The 17930-nt window shown below is 47.8% G+C and carries 23 protein-coding genes; 16 read left to right on the forward strand and 7 right to left on the reverse strand.

Features of this window, described 5'->3' with window-relative positions:
* Nucleotides 1-26: 26 nt before the first annotated feature.
* The 5 genes from ACSHSR_RS22815 to ACSHSR_RS22835 all read right to left on the reverse strand — a co-directional run bounded on the left by ACSHSR_RS22815 (nt 27) and on the right by ACSHSR_RS22835 (nt 2952).
* Nucleotides 27-452: a type II toxin-antitoxin system HicB family antitoxin gene (locus ACSHSR_RS22815; protein WP_208251523.1), complete on the reverse strand. Its 426-nt coding sequence runs from the start codon at nt 450-452 to the stop codon at nt 27-29.
* Between the two features lie 34 nt (nt 453-486).
* Nucleotides 487-669 (reverse strand): type II toxin-antitoxin system HicA family toxin, encoded by a 183-nt coding sequence (locus tag ACSHSR_RS22820; protein WP_208251525.1) that lies wholly within the window; start codon nt 667-669, stop codon nt 487-489.
* A gap of 117 nt (nt 670-786) precedes the next feature.
* Entirely contained in the window at nt 787-1311 is a 525-nt protein-coding gene (locus ACSHSR_RS22825; RefSeq protein WP_479631554.1) for a hypothetical protein, read from the reverse strand.
* 220 nt (nt 1312-1531) lie between these two features.
* Nucleotides 1532-1984 (reverse strand): OmpH family outer membrane protein, encoded by a 453-nt coding sequence (locus tag ACSHSR_RS22830; RefSeq protein WP_208251528.1) that lies wholly within the window; start codon nt 1982-1984, stop codon nt 1532-1534.
* 71 nt (nt 1985-2055) lie between these two features.
* Nucleotides 2056-2952 carry a helix-turn-helix domain-containing protein gene (locus ACSHSR_RS22835; protein WP_208251530.1) on the reverse strand — a complete coding sequence of 299 codons (897 nt, stop codon included), beginning with the start codon at nt 2950-2952 and terminating at the stop codon, nt 2056-2058.
* Nucleotides 2953-3334: 382 nt separating this feature from the next.
* Here ACSHSR_RS22835 and ACSHSR_RS22840 point away from each other — a divergent pair, with 382 nt between their 5' ends.
* The 14 genes from ACSHSR_RS22840 to ACSHSR_RS22905 all read left to right on the forward strand — a co-directional run bounded on the left by ACSHSR_RS22840 (nt 3335) and on the right by ACSHSR_RS22905 (nt 13040).
* Entirely contained in the window at nt 3335-4096 is a 762-nt protein-coding gene (locus ACSHSR_RS22840; RefSeq protein WP_208251531.1) for an MT-A70 family methyltransferase, read from the forward strand.
* Between the two features lie 24 nt (nt 4097-4120).
* Nucleotides 4121-5395, forward strand: a complete 1275-nt coding sequence (locus ACSHSR_RS22845; protein WP_208251532.1) for a hypothetical protein — start codon at nt 4121-4123, stop codon at nt 5393-5395.
* Nucleotides 5396-5397: 2 nt separating this feature from the next.
* On the forward strand, nt 5398-6495 hold the full coding sequence (rdgC, locus tag ACSHSR_RS22850) for a recombination-associated protein RdgC (protein ID WP_208251533.1): 1098 nt from the start codon (nt 5398-5400) through the stop codon (nt 6493-6495).
* Nucleotides 6479-6934 carry a hypothetical protein gene (locus ACSHSR_RS22855; protein ID WP_208251534.1) on the forward strand — a complete coding sequence of 152 codons (456 nt, stop codon included), beginning with the start codon at nt 6479-6481 and terminating at the stop codon, nt 6932-6934. The genes rdgC and ACSHSR_RS22855 overlap by 17 nt, the downstream gene beginning before the upstream one ends.
* Nucleotides 6935-7145: 211 nt before the next feature.
* The gene (locus ACSHSR_RS22860; RefSeq protein WP_208251535.1) at nt 7146-7481 is read left to right on the forward strand and encodes a hypothetical protein; all 336 of its coding nucleotides are present in this window, start codon (nt 7146-7148) and stop codon (nt 7479-7481) included.
* 12 nt (nt 7482-7493) lie between these two features.
* The gene (locus ACSHSR_RS22865; RefSeq protein WP_208251536.1) at nt 7494-7811 is read left to right on the forward strand and encodes a hypothetical protein; all 318 of its coding nucleotides are present in this window, start codon (nt 7494-7496) and stop codon (nt 7809-7811) included.
* Between the two features lie 221 nt (nt 7812-8032).
* Nucleotides 8033-8320 (forward strand): hypothetical protein, encoded by a 288-nt coding sequence (locus ACSHSR_RS22870; protein ID WP_208251537.1) that lies wholly within the window; start codon nt 8033-8035, stop codon nt 8318-8320.
* 46 nt (nt 8321-8366) lie between these two features.
* Nucleotides 8367-9131: a PDDEXK family nuclease gene (locus tag ACSHSR_RS22875; RefSeq protein WP_208251538.1), complete on the forward strand. Its 765-nt coding sequence runs from the start codon at nt 8367-8369 to the stop codon at nt 9129-9131.
* Nucleotides 9128-9805: a hypothetical protein gene (locus ACSHSR_RS22880; RefSeq protein ID WP_208251540.1), complete on the forward strand. Its 678-nt coding sequence runs from the start codon at nt 9128-9130 to the stop codon at nt 9803-9805. The genes ACSHSR_RS22875 and ACSHSR_RS22880 overlap by 4 nt, the downstream gene beginning before the upstream one ends.
* A 444-nt stretch (nt 9806-10249) precedes the next feature.
* Nucleotides 10250-10936 (forward strand): 3'-5' exonuclease, encoded by a 687-nt coding sequence (locus ACSHSR_RS22885; RefSeq protein WP_208251542.1) that lies wholly within the window; start codon nt 10250-10252, stop codon nt 10934-10936.
* On the forward strand, nt 10924-11439 hold the full coding sequence (locus ACSHSR_RS22890; protein ID WP_345870286.1) for a hypothetical protein: 516 nt from the start codon (nt 10924-10926) through the stop codon (nt 11437-11439). The genes ACSHSR_RS22885 and ACSHSR_RS22890 overlap by 13 nt, the downstream gene beginning before the upstream one ends.
* A gap of 71 nt (nt 11440-11510) precedes the next feature.
* A complete protein-coding gene (locus ACSHSR_RS22895; RefSeq protein WP_208251546.1) occupies nt 11511-12134 on the forward strand; it encodes a hypothetical protein in 624 nt (207 codons plus the stop codon).
* A complete protein-coding gene (locus ACSHSR_RS22900; protein ID WP_208251547.1) occupies nt 12124-12492 on the forward strand; it encodes a hypothetical protein in 369 nt (122 codons plus the stop codon). The genes ACSHSR_RS22895 and ACSHSR_RS22900 overlap by 11 nt, the downstream gene beginning before the upstream one ends.
* 11 nt (nt 12493-12503) lie before the next feature.
* Entirely contained in the window at nt 12504-13040 is a 537-nt protein-coding gene (locus tag ACSHSR_RS22905; RefSeq protein ID WP_208251549.1) for a hypothetical protein, read from the forward strand.
* Between the two features lie 285 nt (nt 13041-13325).
* Here the strand turns inward: ACSHSR_RS22905 and ACSHSR_RS22910 are convergent, their stop codons facing one another.
* Complete coding sequence (locus ACSHSR_RS22910) at nt 13326-13730, reverse strand: hypothetical protein (RefSeq protein WP_208251550.1); 405 nt, start codon at nt 13728-13730, stop codon at nt 13326-13328.
* A 2-nt stretch (nt 13731-13732) separates the two neighbouring features.
* A complete protein-coding gene (gene parM, locus ACSHSR_RS22915) occupies nt 13733-14797 on the reverse strand; it encodes a ParM/StbA family protein (RefSeq protein WP_208251551.1) in 1065 nt (354 codons plus the stop codon).
* Between the two features lie 305 nt (nt 14798-15102).
* Here parM and ACSHSR_RS22920 point away from each other — a divergent pair, with 305 nt between their 5' ends.
* Nucleotides 15103-16431 (forward strand): hypothetical protein, encoded by a 1329-nt coding sequence (locus ACSHSR_RS22920; protein ID WP_345870285.1) that lies wholly within the window; start codon nt 15103-15105, stop codon nt 16429-16431.
* Nucleotides 16432-16433: 2 nt separating this feature from the next.
* Nucleotides 16434-17915 (forward strand): terminase, encoded by a 1482-nt coding sequence (locus ACSHSR_RS22925; protein WP_208251553.1) that lies wholly within the window; start codon nt 16434-16436, stop codon nt 17913-17915.
* Nucleotides 17916-17930: the final 15 nt, after the last annotated feature.

Below are 17930 nucleotides of genomic sequence, written 5' to 3' on the forward strand. Positions count from 1 at the left end.
GGCCCGGATTAACCGGGCCTTTTGTTTTACGCAGACTGCCGCATTAAATTGTCGGCCGCCTTTGCCAGAAAATCAGAACGATCTTTGTATTGGCTGTGGTAGCCAACAAAGTTATCAATTCTAGCAAGCTGCGATTCCGACAAAGTAATATTTAAGCGTTTTTGCTTGGGTTTTAGTGCTTCGATAGGCACATCAATCGCTATCCATTGAGTAAAATCTGGATACTCTGCTTGATAGTTTTGATAGCCTTTATCCAAACTTTCCAACAGATGGCCATCATTCAAGACTTCTTCGGCCATATCCAAAATGGCCTCTTTAGCTTTGTTGAGTATTTGTTGTTCCTCATCAGCTGCAGAAAAGCAGCTATACCCCAAAGACTCAAACGCAGGCACGACAATACCAAAGGCTGTATCGTCATTTTTAGGTACTTCGACACCAACCATAAATAACATAGCTTCTCCCGGATCAGACTTCAAAAGGCGGGGATTAAATCCCCGCAGCTCTCTTAATGCTTTTGAGTGTCCCGATTGGCATTTGTTTTTTCGGGTGGGGGACGGAGAATTTCTTTCCCGTTTTAGGTGAAAACCAGATCTGATGATCACCCTTGCCATGCCGAACAAACTCGCAACCGTTCTCTCTTAGTAAACTAATCAAGTCCTTTGAAGTCATGGTTTCCTCAGTTGTTTAACTTGAGATAATTATATACACACGCGTGTGTATTTGCAAGAGGGGATTCGACAAAATGGTACCGCCATCTGTGACGGTACCATTCCGGGATGGGCGCGCTTATGAAGTCTGGTAATTGTTGGCAAACTTGTTGAGGTCTATGCCGTTTTCTTGAGCCCGGAAGGCAATTTTCAATAACCAGGTTAGCTCTCGGCGGTAGTTTTTCTCTTTGGGGGTAAAGTGCGACAATTCATCCTTGGTAATGTTTGTGAGAACGGTTTGGGTAGTGAAGTTACCAGGGCGCATGTAAGGATGCTGGATTTTAACTTTGCGCTGGCCTTTGACTATATTCAGCGTTGGCCTTTTTTTGCCGCATATCTCCCACAACTGCCATCCATAGGGTATTTCTTCTACGTTAAGCAGTCCCTGTGGCACAAGGTAAACTCGCTGATCTCCCATCCCGAGTTCTGGATCCTGTCTCCATGGCTTTTTTCTATCAGCATGAAAGTCAGAGCGCGACACCTTGACTTCAACAACGATGGATCTACCGTAGGCAGTCAAACCCAGTACGTCTGGTTGTTCGCCGTGAGTGGCGCTGGTGAGATTGGAAAGGGCGATTGTATAGCCCATTCGTTTCAATCTCATAGCGCACCAGTCTGCTATTTGGTCATGTGCATATCCTTAACAGACATAGGAAAATCAATCTCCCTTGTTGTTTTGACGGTCTATCTCAGCATTGCGGCTGCGCAAGGCTTCAAACCTATCATTGGCCATTTTCAACAGGTTTCGCAGTTCAGCCCCATGTCGAGTGCACTCAATCCATGGGGGATTACCTGACAACGTGGGTATTGTAATTTCAGTGATTTTATCCTCCGGTACTTTTTCCCGTTTGATCACTGTCTTTGTCAGATAAACCGTTTGGGGTTCCGGCGCCGTTGAGCACCCTGACACCAGAATCAGGCATAGGCTGGAAAGCACAATCTGTAGGGCCGTTTTCATTCATTAACTCCTTTTTCAAGTTCATCATGTCGTTCTGCAGCTGCTGCTCACGCTGGTTGGCTGCTCGGCTAATTTCAATTGACTCTCGGATCTCCCGTTCTCTGGCCTCGAGTAATTGATCGAATTCTTTTTCTGTCGCTGCGGCATTGACTTCTGCTTGCTCGATAGCATTTTGCATTCTTTCGATCCGCTCGTTTTTATCAGAAATGGCCTTCTGCAATTCCTCATTTGTCGTGATTAGATTGTTCACATACAGGTACGCACTGATAATCAATGCTATGGCCAGTAGCTTGGGCCAGTGTTCTAAAAGAAACTTCACGTTATACCCTCTGTTGTTTGATCCAATGAGAGAGTAAAGCGTCAACAAGTAGCAGCCTAAAAACAGGGGATTTATGCTCTATGAGTAGACCAGAAGCGTTTTAGCAATGGCTTGGCCATCGCGCCCAGTATTGAGCTGTATTGCTCAAGCATGCTCGCATGCTCTGATGTAAAGCCGGTTCCTGTTCGGCTCCAAGTGATTAGCTGGGTTTCCAGGTTGCGGATCAGCTGGCCAGTCGCTGCGGCTTTTTCCCTGGCTGCTCTGTTACGCTCAGAGATCGCTTTGCGCCGGGCCTTTTCTTCATCACTGAATATCTCGCCTCTGGCTATACGGGCTTTCTTGATTGCTGATGTGTACGCTGCTTTTTGCTTGATGCCAGTGAGGTGGGTTAGTTCGTGCTGGATGCCGCTTATGAGAGATTCAAGAAACCGCTGTCTGGCGCTTTTTGCCGTGACAGTGTTATTTAGATCTTTATGTTTATCGTTAGATAAACTGTTTATGTGACATTTTTGGGATTTCGGCACATGACATTTTTTGCTGCTGGTGGCCGAGCTCAGTTTCTTTCTGGCTGTAACCGATAGCTGCTGCAGAGCTTGAATGTTGAGAGAGTAAACCAGGCATCCTCGCTTGTTTGGCCTGTGTACGCTGACAAGCCCCATTTTGACAATCTTGTCTTTGATTCTTATTACCTGTCTGACTGACAGCTGGCAGAGAGCCGCAATTCTGGCCTGACTCGGATAACAACTGCCCGTTTTTACGTTGTAGTGTTGAGCTATTACCTGCAAGAACGCCACCAGCGATGGCTTTAGTAACCTGGCCTGGTCGATAGCTGACAATATGGGGGATAGCTGATTATGGTGCCGGATTGGTCGTGTGCTTTTTTTCATCAAATTACAGCCGAGCGGAATTGACTCAAAAGCAGCCCAAAGGTAAAATTTGGTCTGTTGTTGAGTTGAGGTTGACAACAAGCTAAGCGCCCTCTGGAACAGGACGCTTGGCAACATGCGATAGAGGCCTATTTCTATTCGCTCAAAGAGGACTCTTAGGAGTCCTTTTTTGTTTCCCTTCACCTGGAACGTGTTAGGAACAATATAAAACGCCGCCGATCATACGATCGTTTATCCTGCAGATCTATATCCCCCCTCTTTTGTGTGTACTGGTTTTTTATACATATATTTTTCAAGCATTTGATTTAAAAGGCATTGCCTTTCATTGCATCTGATTTGATCGCATGTTTTCTCGCCGAAAGATCCAAAAATGGATCTGAACTGCCAGGCTGTCCTTTAAACACTTCTAGTCATGCCGTAAAAGATCAATAATTGTTAGGAACAATTTTGGATGAGGTGATAAATGATAAGTGTGAAAGAGCCGCAGAGTAACCGGCGATTTAGTGTGATTGCTGCTGATTGTCCCTGGTCATACGATGACAAGAGCCTGAATCGGGGTGGTGCATTGCGGCACTATCAAACGATGAAGTTAGAAGACATTAAGCGTATGAACGTCAAGGACTATGCAGCTGACGATTGTCTTCTGGCTATGTGGGCCACAATGCCACTGCTGCAAGAAGCGTTGGATGTTATGCGCGACTGGGGATTTCGGTACTTAACTGGCGGCTTTGTGTGGGTGAAGCGCAGTAAGCGAGGTTGGGAGAATATGGCAAAGCTGGTCAGGGATGATATGGCCAGTTTTCACGATCTTGCTCAGTTTGATTCAAAAATGTATTCAAGGTCGTTCCTAAAAAGCTGGTTCGGGCCTGACTGGCTGAGAAACATTTGCGGATCTGAAAAGAGGTTCGACATTAATCAGGGGCACTACACCAGGTCAAATTCTGAATTAGTGCTTTTCGGGGGTATTGGTCGGGCTGCTCAGTTGGTGGAATCAAAGAATGTCAGGCAAGTAATTGATGCGCCAAATATGGAGCACAGCAAGAAGCCAGATGAGTTTTATCGCAGAATGGAACGACTTTGCGGTGATGTTGAACGGCTTGAGCTGTTTAGTCGCTCCGGCCGGCCAGGGTGGGCGGCGTTGGGTGATCAAATGGATGATCCGGATTATTTGCTTGATGATAACTTTCAGATTGTCCCGGCAAAAAAGGGGCTAACGATTACTTGATATTTAACACCTTCAAGAGTACATTTGCCAAATCTGTTCCTAACAAAGTTTTTTAAAATGGATGCTTTGTATTCTTTGTCGGTCGATGAAGGTGCCGTTCTCGAGTTGTTGAACGGGAAAGAGTCGGCCGAGATCACCTATACGGATTTATTGGAGGCTGATCGCGATTCAATTAGACGCCGTTTGTCGTCTGCAGAGTTTCAAATGTCACTTATGCGGAGTAGTGAGGTTCGACTCAAAGAGAAGGTACTCAAGCTGAACTCTGAGATTAGTGAGTATCGGCTAGACCTAGAGGAGGCTAATGAGCGAAACGCAATACTGACCTCTGAGCTTGAGGCTTTATCAACTTCAAGCCCAAGCATTGATGGTTTGATTTCTATTGATGAGCTGACTCAGTTAAAACGCGAGTACGAAAAACTCAATGCTGATCTCTCTGGCAAAGTCCGATTACTTGAGAATGAAAAATCAGAGCTTACTCAAACGCTGAATGAGCAACGGGCCAATGTTGATGCTCTCCGAGAAACGGTAAGCGAACTGGAGTCAAAGCTTGAGATAGACGCTAACAAGCTGCTGGCCAGTGAGGGGCGCATTAGTGAACTCAAAGCTGCACATGCTCGAGAGTTGAGGGAGGCTCACAAAGGGCAAGAGTCTTTACGGGCCAGGCTGGATTCCAAGGAAGCTGAAAACAAGCGGTTAGAAGCGAAGAACGCTGAAAACAAGCGGCGTCTACTTGACGCAAAAAACACGATGCTAAAGGCCAATCAACACCTGACTGACTTTGGTGTCGAGTTGGACAAAACCAGGACTGAGCGGCGCTATCTCGGCTTTATGCTGCAGGCAATGATCCATGAGGATTTTTTCGAGTGTGATGCTGGTGGAGCCTCGGTTTTTTCATTTCAGACTGACATTACATCGACAGAAGGCGAGTTTGAAATTGATCCGCGGTATCCAATAGCGCTTTGGCTCGGTAAAAACGGATTTGCTGTTGTAATGGGCATTGGCCGGGATGGCAACTTAATCATGCCGACAATACCCGGGATCAGTGATGAATTGCTCGAGGAGCTATGCCCTCCTCGGGCCGTCCATGGCGAACTGGCCGAGAAATTGAAAGAGTTTGATGTTGAAGCCTGTAATCGGGCCATGGCCAACACAAGACACCGGCTATCACAAATGTCTGTAGATCTCGCTCACAACGAAAACCTAATTCAATCAAATAAAAACCTCATTGCTATTTCCAGTAAGCATAGAGCTATGGCTCGAGCTGGTGGCAAGGTTAATCGCAAAAAGAGGAACAAGTGATCATGAAACTTAAACGCCTGGCCCCGGGGGCAATGATCTTTTACTGGCTGAAAGATTTTGCCCTCACATTTGAGCAGCTTGATGAAGCTCTGCAGCGATTCATGTTTAAAGGCTGTTCCGGTGACGCAATTTCATCATCCGGCTTTGTTCACGCACTAGATCGGGAGAATGCCCTCATCGGTAGTGAGCTTGAAAGCAGTCCAATTAAATCTGTTGCTCATCATATCAATGCTGATGGCGCCAAAGCGTATTTGGTATCGCTGTTGATAGAGGAAAAGGTATTGCCTCCAGATGAGATAGCAAGGCGGACAAAAGCCCGAGCAACGGCTATCGAAATGAAGGAGCGGAGGATAGTTCGACCAGGAGAAAGGAAAGAGCTCCAAATGGCCATAAAGATTGAAATGGCCAAAGATGCATTTTCCAAATTCAAGCGTATTGATGGCCTGATCCTTCCCGATTCGGGAATGCTGGTGGTTTTCACTGGTGCTGGAGATTCTGCTGATGTGTTCACTAGCATGATCCGCAAAGCTATTGGCTCTCTGAAATGCATACCCGCTGAGTTTGTTGAGCATGACAATGATAAGAGTGTCGATTTTGACCGCGTTATGTCACATCTGGTGAATACGTGCTGCGATGCGTACCCCTTCGAGCTTGGAGGTGGGATCTCATTAGACGGGGATGGAAAAATTTCTTACAAGGACATTGATATTGATGCCCGGATTCAAAATATTCAGGATGAGTTAGCCGATGGCGGCCGGGTTGCGTCCCTTGAGATAAATATCCCTGGGGTGTGTTCGTTTTCTACATCCGATCTCAACGTTCTCAAGAAGGTTCATTGGGCCAGCACATTTTCAGATGCTGATGATATAGAGGGCTCTGTTCCTATCAACAATGAGGAAGAAGATTCACCACAAGCCCAGAAAATACGAGAGATTCAGATTAGTTCCCAGGTGCATGATGCCGACTCATACCTGATCGTGGATGCCATCTTGACGATAAAGAGGCGCTACTTTGACTCAATCGGAAGGCCATCTACAGCCAAGTTGGACAAAGTTCAGAGTGAAGATCTGCAAGGGGGGCAAAATGGCCGTGAGAAATAAGAGGCACTATCCGATTGAAGGGCTGCGGCTCGCAATTCGGAAGCTCGGTTCTCCGATGAAAGTTGCGCAAACTTTTGATCTCCCCCTGCAGTCGCTACTTGATGTGCTGGAGTTGAGAAGTCCAATGCCAGAGCAGTTGCTGAAAGCATTCGAGACATACTCAATCTGTGATGGTATTAGCGCGAAAGAATTTAAGGCGCTTGTGAATGCCGCAATGCAGGATCCAAAAAAGCAATGGCGGATCAGGGTTCATCACTCAATGATGAGGCTGGTTCAGACTGTTGACGGCAAACACTACTTGATGCAGCGAGACAGGATCCCGCCAAAAGGTGCCAGGTTCCCAGTTAAGTTCGCCGGCAGGCCTGTTTATCACGAAGGGCGGCTTCGATTCCAACTGCGGGATTTGCCGATACTTCCCTTGTTTGTAGGGGAACAATGATGGGTAGGGCAACACGGCTGTGTGAGCTTGAATCTCGACATTCAGACATTGCGATTGCTCAGTCTAAAAAAGAGCTGGCAAATATTCGCTGGCGAGTTAATCCAAATGACATTCCTTGGATGTTTTGGGAGCCACACATCGAGAAAAATCTCGGCCGCTCTGCCCGAGTATATAGCCGTTTGATCCGCCTAGGCTGTAAAAGGAAATCGAAATGTCAGAGTTAGCAATAATGAGCAGAGAACTGGATGGCTTCTTTATGAGCCCTAGTTACTTGGTGACAGTGGATCGTTACGAACAAAATCGGGAGCAACACATAAACCCGAATAGCTATATGTACGGCGCTGTCCTGGTAGTTATGGAAACCAAGACGAAAGGATGGTCACTCACTATTGAATATGACAACACGCATGTTTCTGTTCGCCCCAGATTCTCCTGGAGATACAACAAATGGGCCACATGGATGGGGATGTGTATCAGGGTAGTTAGAACAACAAAGCAGGTACCAGGCAAGGTGATTAGAGATCACCTTTCAGAAGCTAACAGTTAAAGGAAACGAGTGATGCAGTGTAAACATGGGATTATTTTATACGGCAAAGAGTGCTTAACTTGTCAGCGTGACTTTAAACAGTCAGGGGTTGTTAACTCTGAGGGCCAATACCAGGTTGATATTGAATTGTGCATAGGTCTGCATGGCGTCTGCGTGCTATCTATAGCTGGCGATTATGTGGACGCAGTAGATGAAGATATTTCTGAGCGAGGGGCGGAGGGATGGTATGCGGGTCTGCCCGTACACGCTAAACCCATAGAGGGGATCTACACCCTGCGCTGTGAAATAAACAGTGGGCCAGCAGGGCTGTTATACCAAATCAAACAGTAAGGGATGCATGATGGGCGCGGAATATACCCATCAGGGATTGGTCAAGAGATTGGATCCCGCGTATGAAAAAGTGGGGATGGGTACATACAAGGTTTTTCTGAAACGGCATGGAGCCAATTGGGTTACAGAAGGCGGCCGGGTGTTTGGTTCGCTCAGTGGCAATGAGCCTAAGCGAAACCCAACATGCAAGCTGTTGTTGTCGAGTATCACGGAGTTAGAAAATGAAGATAATCGCTGATTGTTCAAATGGCATGCAGGTTTGCGGGAGTGGTTCTCGATACACCATTCTTGATCAGTGTCACCGGCTTATTCATGGTGTGAGAATGAACGATAGCCCGGGGATAGAGGAAGCTTTGTTGTATGCAGTGGCTGATCAGCTTGGACAGTCAACGGATGAGCTTCACAAAGAAGCGCAGTGTCACATTCAACAAGCAATCCGGGCGTTGAATTTATCGACTACTCAACGACAGCTGGTGGCCATGAAGGCTATAGGCCGTCCCTCGGTGTGATTGCCTTTTTTATCTCACCATTCAAAAAAGTTCCTAACAAAACTAATTGATAAACACAAAAGCCAGTGAGAAAATGCACTGGCTTTTTTATTGTGTTCCTAACAAGTTGGGGTTTGCTTTGAGTGGCAAAGTTTTTGACGAAGGTTTCTTGGCAGAGCGTATAGCAAAGCAACAGGATTGGTCTAACAAAGGGATCCGTACTGGTTCTGGTGGCAGCTGGGGCTCTATCAGGTCGTTTGGCGGCTTGCCTGTGCCAAAGGAAGGTGGATCAACATCAGGGAGTAAAGCCAAAAAGACCAAGAGCCCTAAAAACAAAGGGCTCTCTCCTCATGCTGCAGCGCTGGCCACGCTGGCAAAGCGGCCTGAGCTTAGAACGGGCGGCATTATAAATGGTCGTAAGTTTGCTGCATCGCATGAGCACTGGGAACAAGTCATGTTGTTCGATTGGCTGGAGCGCTTTTTGCCTGAGTATTACCTGGACTTTGCCGCGGTACCGAATGCCGGGAAGCGAACTGGTAAAGAGAGTTGTGATATGCCAGCTGAGGGGTTGCGAACAGGGTACCCAGATATTACCGGGGATGTAGCTAAGGGTGCATATCACGGCATTTTTATCGAAATGAAATGGGGCAAGAACAAGCCCAGTGAAAAGCAAGTGGAACAACTGAATCGAAAGCGCAAGCGGGGTTACTTTGCTTGTATCTGCTACGGATTCGATGAGGCCAAAGCCGTTATTACTGAATATCTGGGACTGAATGACGGCGCCATTATGACCTGGAATCGTAATGAAGAATTGTGGGTGGAGGCTGCATGAGAGACATAGCCACAATCGGAGATCTACTGTCCCTGCTTCGGGAGTCTGCGGCTGAGCATTTTGATATGGGCCTTGGGGAGTTCGCCGGAGGTATAGAAGGGGCCATTAGATTAATAAAGGAAAATCTCGATTCTGATACTGCGATAGGTGGAGCCCTCGAGCAGTCAGATCCCCAAGAGCTTGAGGCCGCTAAATCCGAAAACGCCAGGTTGAAGCAAGAAATTCAACGATTGCGCGGGATCCTCGGCAGATATGAGGAGCGATTACAGCATGGTATCGCCGCCGTTTCTGAGTTTTACGGGGAAAAAATGGGATACCAGGACGTAAAGCATCGACTGGATATTTACCCCAAAACGCTGGCTTTTAGTAAATACAGCACTACCCCTGGCACATGCCCTCAGTGCCATGGTGTTGGCAGGTATAAACCTGTTAGTCGCCACTTGGATTGCATGGAGTGTGACAAGACCGGGGTGGACTTCAAAAACCCGGGGCCGGGTATACAGGTTCTAACTGAGAGGATCCGGGCTCTGAATGAAATCATCGTGAAGCAAGACGCAACCGTGTTTGCGCATGCCTTTTCAAAAGCGGAGCAGAAAAACATTGATTGGCGTTTATCTGCCGACTCTTTGGCGCTGTTTTATGAAAAATCAAAGAACAATATCAGGTTGGATTAAGTGGAACAGAGATTAATGCCGGCAGACAGGCCGGGCTGCGGGTACCGGGGCGCTGAGTTTGTTGGTGCTGAGGGCGGCAGTATTTGTGCTGGCGGCTCCCTATGGGACGCCTGTAGCGTCACTGAGGTTGGTTCTGCAGATTTTTACACAATCGGCGGGGTGCCCTGTCCCAGTTGCAACAGGCAGCTATTTATCAAGGCAATGGCTCAAGAGTGGTTTCAACTGGGCATAAAAGAGTTCTCTCAGCCTCTTTCGGTGAAGGCTTTAAAGAATACCGGGATACATCATAACTGGGTGCGCTTGGGCCTCTCTAGGCCATTCAGGCGGCATTACTTCAAAGGCAGGAGGTTTGCATCGAGTGAAGAAAAGAAAGTTGTTTAGTTCGATTAAGCGCCGTAGGCACTTATTTTTCAATGACGGCACCAGATGCCAAAGGAGCGAAGAATGGCCCAAGAAATCGCGCAACAAATAAAAAGCCTGTCAATTAAGGACGCCTTTATCGTTCCACCTAAGCCATTGGCTACGCCGGTAATCGTTGTAGCTGATCTGGAGTCTGGCTCATTAGAGCCTGATGCCGCCATATTTACGCTGAGCGGTGTTACCGTGGATGTTGAAACTGGATGCATCCTGGGGGAACGTTATTGGCTTGTTGATCACGGCGGTGATAATGCTTGCCGGCGAATAGATGCCGACACCATGGAGTTTTGGGAGAGGGTTAAGAGACAGCAGCCAGAGGCGTATACCGAAGCGTTTGATCATTCATTACCTCGGTTGCCTTTGGGCTGTGTCATGCAAGAGTTCTGTGATTGGTCGCGTGAGTTCTATGCGCCTGGGCAAGCCGTCGAGCTTTTGGGTAATGGTGTGGATTTTGACAATGCAGTAATGGCCCACGCATGCAATCAACTCGGAATAGAGAAAAGCTGGGCTCACTACAGCAACCAACAGCTACACACTATGGTCTGGATGCATCGCCTGATAACTGGGCGTGACTACAAAAGAGAAATTCCATTTGATGGGGTACCGCACATATCCCGTGATGATGCCAGGCATGAGGCCAAGGTGGTGAGCCGTATCATAGAGGACTTTTACGTGATGTGTTCCATCGCTAAGGAACACGGATGGACTGTGTAAGGGGAGAGTTATTTAACACAGATACGTGCTTTGTATTGTGTTTGCCAAAGGATACCGTTCTGAGGGCTGAACCACTGCCACTGGCCTGTGGTGATGTTCTTATGCCTGGTGATGGTTTTACTCAGCTTGGGCGCCCGGGGCAAGCTGCGTGTCCAAGCGTTGTTATGGCGGCTGGTTGGTCACAGTGGTTTGTAGGTTTTACCGATTGGCGCCACTTAGACGATCTACAGCCCATGGCATTATTCAAGGCTTATAACACGGAGGGGGTTGATGCATGCGATAGCTATAAAGACGAACACCCGGATAGAGAGGTTTTCATTGCTTATGCCTGGTTGGCCGACAATGAGCTATACCCCTTAACGTGGATGTCGCAGGCATGCTCATATCGATGGGCTAAAACCGATTTGCTTGTTCGAGCTGACGTATCAATGATCGGTACCGGCGCAGAAGATCTCAAGCGTGTTATGGATCAATCTGGCAATTTCGGGCTAAGCCATGTTTAATTTGTTCCTAACAGTCTATTATTTGTGGGTCATTGATAAAATTCATGGTGTGAATACTTTGGAGCAATGACATGAGACTGGACGATATAACCAAGGCTGTGCGTACCTTTGACGCTGATGTGGTGTTGGACAGAAGTTATTTCCAATTCTCGAACAAGGGTATAAAGACTAACTGGATCCTGTGCAGCTATGACGCCCAGGGAAAGGTGCTGGTGGAAGTTTGCGGCATTAAGCATAGCCAGCAGCAAGCGATGCTCCGCGAAGGCCTGGTAACTAAGCAGCCTATATTGCGTTGTGACGTTGGAAGTGTGTATGCATTTCCAAGCAGACCAGACACCTTAGATCTGTTTGCTGCCGGCGATAACCCGGCGTTCTCTGGTGTCGTGCAAGCTGCAACGAAGCGTAAACTTGATGAAGTGGCCGAGCTATACAACATGCGATTGACGTTTAAACAGGCCATTAAAACATTCGAGACAACGCGATTAGATGGGGCCAAGCTGCAGCATAGGTTTATTGATTCAGTTTATAGACTGCAGGATCTAACGCTCGATGAGTGGTGCAATGTGCTATTAAGACATGCGCTGCGAAACGGTGTTATCTCTCTTGAACTATCCCCTGAATGCGGCGGAGTGATAAATCATGCTCTGGTGCTGGAAGGGCTCATAACAGTCAGGCATTCAAGAAATGGTAGATGATTCAAAAAAGCGCCAGGCAAAGCTGGTGGCCAGAGATAAAGCGGCTGGTATAAAGACCAAAAAATTGAGACTTGCGAAGAATGAGGTTCTTGCGCTGCATAGCGTTTCTGCAGAAATGATGCTTAATCAAAGTGAGACAATTGTTTCCTTGATCTACGACAAAGCCCATGCTCTCGGGCTGCCGGTTTACGGCGCCATGCCGGAGGTAACAACTCTGCATATTCGCAAGACTGATGAGGCTATAGCTGCGCTAAATGCCGCCACGGCAAAGCTGGGGCGCTCGCCAGCTTATGTTATTGAAAGGGCGCTGGTGGACTTTGCAAAGTCTTTAGATACTCAAAATAAACCGTGTTCCTAAAAGGTTTTGATATGAATAACGAAAAATCTGCTCCAGGCCTTAATTCACAAGGCCAGTTTGTCACACAGCAAGAAGCTCATTCCTTGGCGATGTTCTACATCGATAGGTACATGCAAGCCACCGGAGCTAGAACATACGATGAAAGCAAACATGCGTTACTTGAGTTGGCCAACTGCGGCAGCATCTGCTCTGAAAATTTGGATGAAATGGCAAGAAACGCTTCTGCTGCACTCAAAGCAGCTCAAGGTATGGAACGGTTCACTGTTCTTCACACGGAAGCCGTAGGCAAGCCTATGTCCAGGGGAGAATATAACGCTTATCGCGGATGGAAGATCCCACCTGGCGAGAACCCAGACGATAAAGGATGGCTGGTGATATTCAATGCGTTTAGCGCTGAACATCACGAAACATGGTTGCCGGCAAAAGTATTCCAAAGTCTTTTTGTTCTGTCCTCCGGTGAACCTGCGCCGGCAACTGAATCACTGTCGAGTGAAAAGGTCGCTGCTGATGAAGCGCCAGGGCAAGAAGGCGCTCAGAATAATGCCTAATTCAATACGGAAACGGCCTGGAAAGGGTAGTAAGCACGGTGTTTGCGCTACCCCCTCATGTGAAGTTCGGGGGGCTTGTAGCCCGTCAAAATCATCAAATATGGCACTGTACTATTGCGAGTCGTGCGCCTCGGCCATAAACGATAAATGCTTGTCGAATGGCGAGCTCCCAGATGTTGTGGTTAGGCCTAACAGTTTTGGGAAATAAGTGGCATTCAAAAGCGGCAACGCCTAATAATCTATCCACTCACCAAAAAGAAAAGCCGCTATAAAGCGGCTTTTTTATTACTGTCCCATTTTAGGAAGCTTGAAACTTGGCCTGACAGCTCCCTTTTGTTCCTTTTTAGGCTCCGCAGTGGCGGCTATGGGTTCATGGCTTAATTCGTCAGCCACTTTGGAAACACCTAACTCCTCAGCTGTTTTGGCTACACCGGCCAGAGTTCTAGCAAGTAGCGCCTGTTTTTCCAAGGGGGAAAGGTTGCGGTATGCCGGGTTTTTGTCCAGCATTGTTACTATGTCCAGCAGCCCCGTTTCTTTAAGCATAAATCCGCCGATAAGGCATGCCGTTACCAAGGGAGACTTGCCGTAGTCCCCGCTTGTGTAAGCTTTGGCAAACCGGCCCTCGGCATCATCATGGCCAACCTTAAGTTGGTACCGAGCTACTGGAGATTTATTGCGTTCTGAGGTCATAGTTAGTTACCCGATTGCAACAGCAAGTGAACCCCGCGAACAATAGCCATTTCCGGCTCAGCTGGAATGTCTACTGTGTGGAACCAGCGTTGAGCTATCTCACCAAGCCAGTAAGCGCCACCGCCAATAAACACGATGCGGTCAAATGTATCGAGGTTATTCTCGGTCAGTTCATCTATGTCTTGCTTGATGAGGTTCGCCAGGTACTGAGCCGACTCAGCAATGAGTCCTGTTACATCCTTTCTGGCCTTCACGGCGCTCTCTTTCTCTGAGGCTGAACCGATATATCCCTGATTGATAATTCTTTCAAGATCAGTGAATGACATTGATTTGACAGAGCTCAGATTCAACTCAGATGCGTGACGCTGCAGAAGGCCGTGGAAGTGGTCAATCATCTTATGGACGCCGTGTGAACGGGTTGAATAGTCTAATACCTCAAACCCTGGGCCAATGATGGCCAGATCATCAGTAAATCGTCCCAAATCGACAACCAGCGTTTTTTGGTCTGACTGGTATTCTTCTTTCATCCCGTTTTCATCGTGCGATGCATACAGGTACCCGGGAATCGCTTCTGGATAGACTTTAACGCTTTCGTATATTGGGCTGTCCTTATCGCCAAATGGGCTAGTGACAGGGGAGAGGATCGAGGCCTTCTTGCGCTCTATCAATTCATAGTCGATGGGGTTCATCGGATCATTTTTGTTGTAGAAGTGCTCAGTCGGAATAGTGCAACCGATGTTTATCCTCTTGCCACCCAGGCCAGCATCAGCAAGTGTGTTGGCGATCAGTACGCGGTTAACTTCGCTGGTCTGGTACTCTCGGTTGCATGTGTTCTCTGGCTCAGATGATGCAGTTCTGACTGTATAACGATTGCCAGATTCACATTCCCAAATGTTTGGAGATAGGCCGTTGGCGCCGGCGCCTGCACCTTTCTCTATTATTGAGGGTCTATAGTCCTCATGCAGTTCTCCGGCCTCATCATAGTACGCATAGGCGATATTCCCGGAGCCATCATCTACAGCAACAGTATGTATAAACTCCTGTTTAGTCTTGTTTTTATCAGTCATCTTCTATCCTTTAAGTGGTTGTTTTTGCCAAAACACCCCAAAGTTAGCACCTTTTGTGTTTGATTAAAATAGCCGTGCCAAATGAATGACAATAAATGCCCATAAAATTACATAAATTTGTCAAACTGTGCTGGGGCTCTATCTTGTGACTCTATCGTTTTAGTTGTTTTTTCAGCTATAAACGACAACCAAATAGCATTCCATTGTCATTTGTATGACATGGATTGTCATTTTTAGGTGCCATTTTCCTTTCGTGGTGTCTTTGATCGCCAAATGCCTCTGATCTCATTATCATTAAGGCTAATTTGTTAGGAATAGCCAAATACACCCTTGCGATGGCAGTTAGCGAGCCCCCAAAATCACAACTCGAATGGTACTACTTGAGGAAAGAGTTTCTGGAGGAATCCAGGAGCTCAGGGATCAGTGCGCCGGCATTCCTTAAGGCTCGAGGCATTAACGTCAATACGGGCCGCCGGCAGTTTGGCGAGCTCGCAAAGCTTGGTGAGGCAATGAGTGATAAGCAGCTGGTTATCTTTCTGGAAACCAAGAATGCCGGCAAAAGGGCTAAAGGAACGAATAAAGGCGTGACAAAGAGTGATCACCAAAGTGATCGCAATAGTGATCAGGTGATCACTAGATCACCCCGTAAGCGATCAGCCACACCAAAAGCAAAATCCAATAAAAACAGTGACAAACCGGAAAGCAACTCGCGCCAGAGGCTGATCTCCAATGACATTGATCCCAGAGCGGCGAAACGGTTAACAACTAGATCACAACAGGATTTCCGCGACCAATCCAGCGACATGCAAATCGGCAATGGCGGGTTGTTCCAGAGGGGTAACACAGCTGCAGTATCGACCGGAGCATACATGGAACTGGTTAATGCTGATGAAGATATTAAAAGCGTTGTCTCTGCCATGGCTGTTGGCGATGTGTCAGGCCTGATCAAATTGGAAACTGTTAGATACCTGCAAATGACTCGGCTTCTTAATGAGCGGATAGAGGTGATAAAAACTTGTCCTGAATCAGATCTGCCCCGGGACGAGAATCAAAAGATAATCCCTAGGGAAGACCTTCTTCGACAAGCACTGTGGGGCGCTTCCCCAGGCCTGAGCAATGCCTTTAGCACAATATCAATGGCATCTACCCAGGCGGCCAAAGCCGAGGCCGACATATACGCGAAATTGAGCAGGTTGGAGCGAGAGGCGAAGGACAAGAAAGCTCTTGCCGAAATAATGTCTGAACGCACGTTTGATGAGAATGGCGATGCAAACATGCCGGCTTATGAGCTGGTTAGAAAGATTGAGGCTGCGGCCCTAAAGCCGCCACCACTGCTTATTCAGGAGGCGTTGAAGGAAATTAGTCTGATGGCGCCCAAGGTTGATGATAGCGGTATGTCTGATGATGAGTTGGACGCCCTGGTTCTCGAGTACGAAGAACAAGCGAATAAGTGGGAGGCTGAGCTCATAGAGAGGGCCATGGCGCTCCCAGAGTTGTTTGCCAAAGAGAAGGCCGCCGCGGAGGCTGCAGATGCTGTGAGTGATGATGAGTATTCGGAGGGGTACACAGGTATTGAGCATCTAAGTGATAGCGATGAGCCTGACTTTGATCCTGATTGGGACGAGGAAGATTAGCCTTGGCAATCATTAAGAGTGTTCGCTCGGATCCCCGCTTTCCCTGGCTGGTTAAAAAGTTCAGGTTCAATTGGTTGAAGGCTTGCATTGTCCTATTCGGCTTTCTTCCGTCCCACCAGCAAGTGCAGTTAATTGCCGCGGCCCAGAAGGTTGGCGCAAGGGTTTCGGTCAGTTCAGGCCACGGTACCGGCAAGTCATCTGTTATTGCATGCCTTGTGTTGATCTTTTTGCTTACTCATCCAAATGGCCGAGTAATCCTGGTGGCAAACAAACTAGACCAGGTGAAGATCGGCGTAATGAAGAACGTCAAGGCTTACTATAAGAAGCTTTGCGAGCGGCTGCCGTGGATTGGGAATTACTTCACGCTCACAGAAGAAATGTTCTATGAGAACACCAGCGGTACCATGTGGTCGTTGGGCATGAAGTCGTGCCGGCCTGGTAATGAAGAATCACTGGCTGGCGAACATGGTAAACACTTGCTGTGGATTGTGGATGAGGCCAGCGGCCTAAGCAACAAAGCCTTTGAGTATATTGACGGCTCTCTAACAGAAGAAGATAACCGGGTTGTGCTGCTGTCTCAGCCTACGAGGGATAGCGGGTATTTCTGGGAAACCCACAACATTCCAGCGATGGCTGCCAAGTGGGTAAGGCTGATCTTCAACTCCGAGGAATCGCCTTTTGTAAGACCAAAATTTATCGCTGATATGTTCGTCAAATGCGGTTGTAACCGTGATGATGTGCAGTACATGATCCGTGTCCGCGGGTTATTCCCCAAGTCTCTTAAAGGCTATCTCATTAGCTCTGATCAAATGCGTAAAGCTGCGGTGGCCAAGCCGCGACTTGCGGCTGATTGGGGGTGGGTGATGACAGTGGACGTTGGTAATGGTCGGGATAGTTCGGTGATAAACATCGGGCGAGTGTCCGGTGATAGAGAGCAGCGAAAAGTCGTCAAAGAGGAAGTGATTGAGTTCCCGGGAACAATTGAGCCTGTTGCTCTGGCGTACCGGATAATCAACATTGTCAATTCAGACAAATATCCAAATATCAGCGTTGTGATAGATGGTGACGGGATTGGCGCGGCAACGGCAACGCTGGTGGAAAATGCCGGCATCCCAGTTCAGCGTATTCGCTGGGGATTACCACCTTTCAGCAAGAGTGATCGGCGCCTGTATGTCAATCTGAGGGCGTTTGCGCATATCCAGGCGGCAAATGCCATCAAATCAGGCCGTATGCGGATTGATGGCAGCGCAAAAACCCGGGCGCAGGGTAGCCGGCTGCCGTGGCTTATTGATGAAATGGGACGGTGGAAGATCGTTTCTAAGGAAGTGATGCGGGAGAAGATGGGGATAAAAAGCCCCGACATTATGGATACTTACTGCTTTTTCTTTTTGGCGTCCTATGTCCCTGCTTCAATGATTACTGATGAGCGCACAATGGAAGAACGGGAGTCGTCAACAGCGTGGGCTACAGGGGTATCACTGTAAGCAGGGCCATCCTTG

The sequence above is a fragment of the Shewanella sp. VK101 genome (genome assembly GCF_056497865.1).